This is a genomic window from Enterococcus canis NBRC 100695 (assembly GCF_001544375.1).
Classification (GTDB): domain Bacteria; phylum Bacillota; class Bacilli; order Lactobacillales; family Enterococcaceae; genus Enterococcus_H; species Enterococcus_H canis.
This window is the reverse complement of sequence record NZ_BCQJ01000005.1, coordinates 223641-231767: the sequence shown is the minus strand read 5'-3', so window position 1 is coordinate 231767 and position 8127 is coordinate 223641. Positions and strand designations below refer to the sequence as shown.

Genomic DNA, 8127 nt, shown 5'->3' with positions numbered 1-8127 from the left:
GATGACGATAACGAACCCATTGATAACGGATAAAACAGCCGACACAAAAGCCCATCAAGGCTACCGAAGCAGCCATTAAGACCATGCCTGAGAAGAGATAGCCTAATACAGCCTGACCACTGAGAAAACTAAGAAAGCTTAAAGCCAATAAACTGCTGGCAATCGTTTGATTAAACCGTAAGTCAGCTTTATCTTCTGGTAAATAAGCACTGGCTGGTTTCTTTAAAAATCGTTTGGCAATTTGAATTACAAAATTATACTGAAAGAAAATACCGCCTAATCCCGCTGCTAATGGTAGTAGCAAAAGGACATACCAACCCGTCAACCAGCTTAATAATACACTAATGACCAGCACACTTTGGTTGGCTTGCACTAACGGTTTTGGTAATGAATTGGGAATCGCTTGTTCCATAGTTAAACGCTCCTTGTTAGATGTCTTTATATGACTCTAACACAGCTCACCAAAGAAAAATAATAGCGATTGTTGATAGCGATAGTCAGAAGTTATCACAGAAAATCTTTCGTTTTATTGGTTGACATTTTTAAACCAAAAAAGTAAACTGCATGTATTAATCGTTTATATTTTTAAACCAACAGATAATGGAGGTCCTTAATCATCATGAAAGCTGCCCGAATTAACCGCTATAAACAAGCCGTACCCACTATTGAAGAGATTCCTATGCCAGACATTGGCGAAGAGGATGTACTAGTAAAAGTGCTAGCTGCTAGCATCAATCCAATTGATTTAAAAACCAAAGATGGTGGCTTAAGAATGCTACTAAACTACCAGATGCCCCTGACTTTAGGCAGTGACTTTGCTGGCGTTATTGTGCAAGCTGGCCGTCACGTACAAAAATTCCAGCCAGGTGATGCCGTTTACGGTCGGGTCCAAAAAAATCGTATTGGCACTTTCGCTGAGTACTTGGCCGTTTCACAAAAAGATATTGCCTTTAAACCAAAGAACCTGTCCTTTGAAGAAGCTGCGGCCATCCCATTGGTGGGTCTTACGAGCTATCAAGCGCTCCATGACATCATGCTGATCCAGCCAAATCAAAAAGTTTTAATCCAGGCGGGTTCTGGGGGTATCGGCACCATAGCTATCCAAATTGCCAAAAATTTAGGTGCTTTTGTGGCGACAACTACCAGTCAGAAAAATACCGCCCTAGTTAGGTCACTGGGGGCTGACTTAGTAATCGATTATAAAACAGAGGACTTTACCGACTTAAAGGACTATGATCATGTTTTTGATACCCAAGGCGGACAAACTTTAGCAGATGCCTTCAAAATCATCAAAGCCGGTGGAAACGTGGTCACTATTTCTGGCTTGCCCACTGCGCAGTTTGCTAAGGAAGCTGGACTCCCTCTCTGGAAGCGTGGGTTATTTGCCATTGCTAGCAGACGCCTAACTAACTTGGCGAAAAAAAGAGCAGCCTCTTACACCTTTCTCTTTATGAAACCAAGTGGTCAACAACTACAACTATTGACGGAAATGATTGAACAAGGACAAATCAAGCCAATAGTTGACCGCATCTTCCCACTAGCAGCAATTCAAGAAGCCTTTGCTTACTCAAAAGCTGGGCACGCTCGAGGCAAGATTATTTTAAAAATAGCAGATGAAGTCGAAAAGACCTCATAAAAAAGGCATGAACTAGTCTTCCCAGCTCACACCTGTCTATTAACGCGTTGTCATGACGAGACGTACATCCTCCAGCAGTTGCTTCAGCTTGTCCACCTCTGCCGTTTCATGGGTCAAATAGTAGAAATTCTTAGTCCCAACACTACGATAGTCCACGATTTTCGCATCCCTCAAAATTTTCAAGTGATGCGAAATCGCCGGACGCGATAAATGCGTGGCCTCCGTCAAATCCGTTACCCGCAGACCCTCGCAAGAATCCTCTTCCATCAAACGGATAATGATTGCTTGCCGTTTTTCATCCCCCAAAGCAATCAAAAAATCACTGACTTCCGCAAACTCTTGCTTTAATTTAGAAAGATCCGCCATGATATTCCACTTCCATCGTTCTTATTTTTAAACCATTTAACCACGTGCGAGAGTGGTTGTCAATTACCACGAAGCCGCTTTTATAGTTTAAGCATCAGTTATTTCGCGGTAAACTTATTTCTTCTTATAATACATACCAAAAGCAAAAAGAATCGCACTGGGAAGTAGATAATCAATCGTCCGATCAAAAATCAACTCAGTAGTAAAGCTAGACCTTAGCACAAATAGGTCCAAAATCGTTCTAATCAGAAAAATAGCCAAGAGTACCGCCGCTAAAATCAAAAAGTATTTATAAAAGTTTTGTTGCTTCATTCGTCCCACCTCACAGCTTTTATGTACCAGAAAATAGTTGAAGAAATCATCAAATATAGCTCAACTGTAGCATAGACGAAAAGAATTTAAAATTGTAGTGAATAATTCTCTCTATGTAGCCATATATAAGTTTGAAAGAGTCTCATCTTACCCCGACAAATAATAAATACTAAAAGTACGGCTTATTTATTGGTTACAATATTAGAATCAGGAATCAAGGAAAAGCAGAGAAAAGTGTATTCTTTCCTCTGCTTTTTCCTCTATTCTTTTCCATCAATACTAGCAACTGTCAAATCTTGAATGCTCGCTGCAGTTTGATCTGCTGTCACGTTAGCTTTAAAGGTGACCTTGTCCCCTTCCTTGATAAAAATAGCATAGGGACTATTATTAGAATTAACACTATAAACTGTTCTATCATTTTGTAGTAAAAATGACACCACCGTATTACTACCGTTTGCCAGAACAACCACCCGTTGTACGATACCGCTTTTTTCAGCAAGAGAATCTGCGTTTGTATTACTGTTATTACTGCCTTTAGTCGCCAACTCAATTCGATAAGCATCTAGTGCACTTTGCGCATTTTCGGCGTCGACAACTATATCGTTATCAACAGCATTGATATAGACATATTTTTTGAAAATTCCTTTGCTATCCATTAGTGAAACAATCCACGTTGGAACGCCATCAATGTTGTAAAGAACGGGCATTTCAGCATCCCATTTCTTTTCTGGATAAATCTTGGAGGCAATGGAGATTGCACCATCACTGTCCATAATCCCAACTTCCAAATCACGGTAATAAGTCAACTGACCGCTGCGAGCATCGATCAATGAATAACCCAATGCAGAATCCTGATCATCGTCACCACTGGTAAAGTCGGTGAAATAATTTAAATGACCTTCTTTACTAAGCATTGGCGTAATTTGACCAGCCGCATAAATGCCATTATCCGTGGGAACTTTGACATCTTTTTTAGCCCCAAAAATAAACTGGTTCCACCAACCTTGACCATAACGTCCAAAAAATTCATTCATACTATTCGCTGCGGCCGAAGTAATTGGTGCATCTACAAAACTAGGTGCTTCTTTGCTATCATATAGCTTAACTTCACCTGTTTGGGCATTTAAGACCGCCGTTTTAAAATTATCATAATGCATTAACCCCGTTACGCCATATTCCTTGTACAGTGTTTGAATATAATAAGGAATCCCCTTATCATCAATTTCTAGATTGATTTTCCCATAAGAAGCATATCCAGGAAAAGCAGCATAAATTTTTCGCCCGGCATCTTGATTAAAGAAAGCTGATGGGGTGTACTTCAGTGGTTCTTTGACAAATTCTGGCTGTGCATTAATATCAGTAGCACTAATTTTGAAATATCCCGGAACCTCTCCAAGTTTAAGCCACTTGAAAAAACCATTGTATTCTACCGTTGCAACATAAACGTATTCTCCATTAATCGTCTGGGCCGTAATGCCATCCAAAGTGAACATATTGGAGTTTGGAATCACAGAGAATTTTTGCAGCATTTTCCGTTTCGCCATATCTGGTGCAATTGCAATGGGGGTCTCTTTAGTAGAAGTTAATACCTCTGCTTTTTCCTCTGTTTTAGCATGGATGGAAGAATAAACTTCATCAATGGAAGTAATTGCGCTAATTTTAGAAACAACAAATAAAATCAGCATCAGTGCCACCACACTACCAAATAGTTTTCCCAATTGCACAGGAGAAGTTTTTTTATCAAAAGAAATATCCACCCGTTTTCCGGTTACATTTAATGTTTTTTGACGAATTTTACTCCCCGCTTTTACAAGGGTTAGCAAACCTCCAGCTAACAAGATTGCAGCAAATGCGCCCCACAAGTTGTACCATAAAAGTGAACTCAAGTTTTTACTTGGAAGTGCAAGATACAAAAAAATACCCATGAAAAACAGTTCAAAAACGGTTAACCCAACTAATCCTTTTTTAGAATTGTTTTTTTTCATCAGGGCAATTAATAAATTGACAACAATAATACCAAACAACCCGGTTAAAACAACAAAATCAACAATCATTCACAACACTCTTTCCTTAATAAGACTTTTATTTATTATGCCAGAAAAAAACAGGAAATACTTCATACTTTAGTGGTATTTTCAAAAGACTGCAGTCTTTATAAGATTAGATTTTAAGCAGTATAAACTAACAAAGCTTAGAAAACTATCGTCCGTAAAAAGAACAAGGTACTCGCACTTTTTTTTGATCTATAGATTTTCTCAACTATTACCCGCCATTCCTTAATTCACTATAAAAAAAGACCCAAATCCCTATTAATAGGGATTTGGGTCATGTAGTCAAATAGAATTATTTAACTGTTACTGAAGCGCCAACTTCTTCTAAAGCAGCTTTCAATGCTTCAGCTTCGTCTTTAGAGATGCCTTCTTTAACTGCTGAAGGAGCTCCGTCAACTACTGCTTTAGCTTCTTTCAAGCCTAAGCCAGTTGCTTCACGAACTGCTTTGATAACTTTAACTTTTTGGTCGCCAGCTGCAGTTAATTCAACTGTAAATTCAGTTTGTTCTTCAGCAGCAGCAGCGCCACCAGCAGCAGCTACAGCTACAGGAGCAGCTGCAGATACGCCAAATTCTTCTTCGATAGCTTTAACTAAGTCGTTAAGTTCTAGGATAGTTGCTTCTTTTAACTCAGCAACGATGTTTTCAATGTTCAATGCCATTTTTGGTTTCCTCCGTTTTGAAAGTTTAATTTTTTTATGCTATGCGGCTATTAAGCTGCATCGTCTTCTTTTTCGGCCACTGCTTTGACAGCGTAAGCCACGTTGCGGACTGGTGCTTGTAGGACAGATAGCAACATAGAAAGAAGGCCTTCGCGGTTTGGCAATTTTGCCAATGCTGTGATTTCTTCCAAAGAAGAAACTTTACCTTCGATGATACCGCCTTTGATTTCCAAAGCTTTTGCGTCTTTCGCAAATTCGTCCATGATTTTCGCTGGAGCGACAACATCTTCGTTACTGAATGCAACGGCTGTAGGGCCTGTGAACACTTCGTTCATACCTTCTAAGCCTGCTTGTTCAGCCGCACGAGAAAGGATAGAGTTTTTGATAACTTTCATTTCTACGTTAGCGTCACGAAGTTGTTTACGTAAACGAGTCACTTCATCAACAGTTAGTCCACGGTAATCCACGATTACTACAGATGCGGCTGCTTTGAATTTTTCGCTTACTTCGTCAACGATCGCTGCTTTTTTTGCAATTGCTGCTTCACTCATTGTTTGTTTCACCTCCTGGTTTTGATGGAAGAGTTCTTCTAGAAAAACCAACGAAAAGTCGTTCTTTTAAAGGAAACGACCTACACTAGGTTGGGCTAGTACGCTTCAACAGTCCCGTCAAGTCGGTTGACCAACGTTGTGTTGAAAACGCAAAAAAACTCCATGCCACCGCAGACATAGAGGGACTATTGAATGTTCTCAATAATTGTCCTCGGTAGGAAATTAAGACTTGCGTCACCTACTGTCTTCGGTACAGTTAAACTTTAACCTCAACTACCTTATCACAGATAAGGCAGTCGAGTCAATCTTTTTTTTAATTAGAAAGAAGCTTGATCTACATGGACACCAGGGCCAAATGTAGTTGTTACGGAAATGTTTTTGATGTATTGACCTTTAGCTGCTGAAGGTTTAGCTTTCAACAAAGTGTCATTGATTGTTTTGAAGTTTTCGATTAATTTGTCGTCTTCAAAAGAAACTTTTCCGATTGGCACATGGATGTTACCAGCTTTGTCAACGCGGTAAGTAACTTTACCAGCTTTTACTTCGTTAATAGCTTTTGTTACGTCCATTGTAACTGTACCAGTTTTAGGGTTTGGCATTAAGCCTTTAGGGCCTAAGACACGACCTAATTTACCAACAGTAGCCATCATATCCGGAGTTGCTACTACGACGTCAAAGTCGAACCAGCCACCTTGGATTTTTTGGACCATGTCGTCGTCACCAACGAAGTCAGCACCAGCAGCTTCTGCTTCTTTTGCTTTTTCGCCTTTAGCGAAGACTAAAACTTTTTGTGTTTTACCAGTTCCGTTAGGTAATACTACGGCACCACGGATTTGTTGATCCGCTTTTTTAGGGTCAACGTTTAAGCGGTAAGCCACTTCTACTGTTGCATCAAATTTTGCGATGTTTGTTTCTTTAGCTAAAGCAACTGCTTCAGCAACTGGGTAAGCTTTAGTTGAATCAACTTTTTTCAATGCATCTTGCATCTTTTTGCTCTTTTTAGCCATTTTGTTTCCTCCTTGAATGTGGTTATAACGGTTGAACCTCCCACGTGTTCTATATCTTTCAATATAGAGCCAACTGAGAAGCTACTTCCTTAGGGATAAGTCTTATTCGACAGTGATCCCCATGCTTCGTGCAGTTCCTTCAACCATGCGCATAGCTGCTTCTACGTCAGCGGCGTTTAGGTCTTCCATTTTCAACTCAGCGATTTCTTTTACTTGGTCGCGAGTTACTTTAGCAACTTTGTTTTTATTTGGTTCGCCTGAACCTTTTTCGATTTTAGCTGCTTTTTTCAATAATACGGCAGCTGGTGGTGTTTTTGTTACGAAGGTGAATGAACGGTCTTCGTATACAGAGATCACTACTGGAATGATCAAACCTGCTTGGTCAGCTGTACGAGCATTGAATTCTTTTGTGAATCCCATGATGTTGATACCCGCTTGACCTAGTGCAGGACCTACTGGCGGAGCTGGAGTTGCTTTACCTGCAGGAATTTGCAATTTAACTAATTTTTCTACTTTCTTTGCCACGAGACATACCTCCTTAAGTCCGTGATGTGGTTAATTGGAGATGCAAATTTCTCCTCCCACCTTCCTAGTGTCGCCACTAGATGTGCCGAAACCCATCAAAAAGATGCGTCCAAAACTGCACACTCAGATATTCTACTAAAAAAGTGCCAAAATTACAAGAAGGAAAAGTCCCTTTTTTGAAAATCATACGCGTAATGTCTTTATGAGAGCTTTGGCAAAAATCCGTGAAGAATCGCTAAGATACGCGTCTTCCCTACTGTCCGAATGGGAAAGAATGTGATAGACTAGGCTCAGATTTTTAACTATAATATAGAAATTAAATTTTATGATAAAGGAAGACGCAAGATGGAATTACGGTATAAGAGCGTTTTTGATATTATTGGGCCCGTTATGATTGGTCCCAGCAGTTCCCACACGGCCGGCGCTGCTCGTATTGGCAAAATCGTCCGCAGTATCTTTGGTGAGCAACCTGATAGTGTGGATATCCTTCTCTATGAATCTTTTGCAAAAACTTATCGGGGACACGGAACAGACATTGCCTTAGTGGGCGGTCTCTTAGGAATGGAACCCGATGATGAACGTTTAGCCGATTCACTAAAATTGGCTCATGAAGCGAATATGGAAGTCCTGTTTGTACCTAAAAAGGAAAAGGCGGAGCATCCTAATTCTGTGCGTTTAATTGTTTCTAAAGGCGAACGTAAAATGAGTGTCACCGGCATTTCCATTGGTGGCGGCAATATTCAGATTTCAGAACTAAACGGCTTTAAGATTTCCCTTAGCATGGGCACCCCAACCTTTATTATCGTTCATCAAGACTTACCAGGAATGGTGGCAAAAGTGACCCAGATTCTCTCGGACCATGAAGTCAATATCGGCACCATGACTGTGACCCGGGAATCAAAAGGGGAAAAAGCAATTATGATAATTGAAGTAGATGAGCCTAATCAACAAGAGTTGACCAAGACCCTGGCTACTTTGCCACATCTATATAGTGTGAACTTTTTCGATTAGGAGGAAC

General features: G+C 40.2%; 10 protein-coding genes and 1 other annotated feature. Of the genes, 2 read left to right on the top strand and 8 right to left on the bottom strand.

Annotated elements, in window-relative coordinates; all coding sequences use genetic code 11:
- On the bottom strand, positions 1-412 hold a 412-nt coding region (locus tag ECA01S_RS09280; RefSeq protein ID WP_067394391.1), incomplete at its 3' end, for a DUF4395 domain-containing protein.
- A gap of 204 nt (positions 413-616) precedes the next feature.
- Between ECA01S_RS09280 and ECA01S_RS09275 the strand changes: the two genes are divergently transcribed.
- Positions 617-1636 carry an NADP-dependent oxidoreductase gene (locus tag ECA01S_RS09275; RefSeq protein ID WP_174519980.1) on the top strand — a complete coding sequence of 340 codons (1020 nt, stop codon included), beginning with the start codon at positions 617-619 and terminating at the stop codon, positions 1634-1636.
- Positions 1637-1675: 39 nt separating this feature from the next.
- Here the strand turns inward: ECA01S_RS09275 and ECA01S_RS09270 are convergent, their stop codons facing one another.
- The 7 genes from ECA01S_RS09270 to rplK form a co-directional block, all read right to left on the bottom strand.
- Positions 1676-2002 carry an ArsR/SmtB family transcription factor gene (locus ECA01S_RS09270; protein WP_067394385.1) on the bottom strand — a complete coding sequence of 109 codons (327 nt, stop codon included), beginning with the start codon at positions 2000-2002 and terminating at the stop codon, positions 1676-1678.
- 114 nt (positions 2003-2116) lie between these two features.
- A complete protein-coding gene (locus ECA01S_RS09265) occupies positions 2117-2314 on the bottom strand; it encodes a hypothetical protein (RefSeq protein WP_067394382.1) in 198 nt (65 codons plus the stop codon).
- 260 nt (positions 2315-2574) lie between these two features.
- Positions 2575-4368, bottom strand: a complete 1794-nt coding sequence (locus ECA01S_RS09260) for a DNA-binding protein (protein ID WP_067394379.1) — start codon at positions 4366-4368, stop codon at positions 2575-2577.
- Between the two features lie 289 nt (positions 4369-4657).
- Positions 4658-5026, bottom strand: coding sequence for a 50S ribosomal protein L7/L12 (gene rplL, locus ECA01S_RS09255; protein WP_067394376.1), 369 nt, complete (start codon positions 5024-5026; stop codon positions 4658-4660).
- 50 nt (positions 5027-5076) lie between these two features.
- Positions 5077-5577 (bottom strand): 50S ribosomal protein L10, encoded by a 501-nt coding sequence (rplJ, locus tag ECA01S_RS09250; protein ID WP_067394374.1) that lies wholly within the window; start codon positions 5575-5577, stop codon positions 5077-5079.
- Between the two features lie 142 nt (positions 5578-5719).
- Positions 5720-5846, bottom strand: a sequence feature (ribosomal protein L10 leader region).
- A 48-nt stretch (positions 5847-5894) separates the two neighbouring features.
- A complete protein-coding gene (gene rplA, locus ECA01S_RS09245) occupies positions 5895-6584 on the bottom strand; it encodes a 50S ribosomal protein L1 (RefSeq protein WP_067394372.1) in 690 nt (229 codons plus the stop codon).
- Positions 6585-6686: 102 nt separating this feature from the next.
- Complete coding sequence (gene rplK, locus ECA01S_RS09240) at positions 6687-7109, bottom strand: 50S ribosomal protein L11 (RefSeq protein ID WP_067394369.1); 423 nt, start codon at positions 7107-7109, stop codon at positions 6687-6689.
- A 345-nt stretch (positions 7110-7454) separates the two neighbouring features.
- On the opposite strand from rplK, the gene sdaAB reads away from it, so the two are divergent.
- Entirely contained in the window at positions 7455-8120 is a 666-nt protein-coding gene (sdaAB, locus tag ECA01S_RS09235; RefSeq protein ID WP_067394366.1) for an L-serine ammonia-lyase, iron-sulfur-dependent subunit beta, read from the top strand.
- Positions 8121-8127 lie beyond the last annotated feature (7 nt).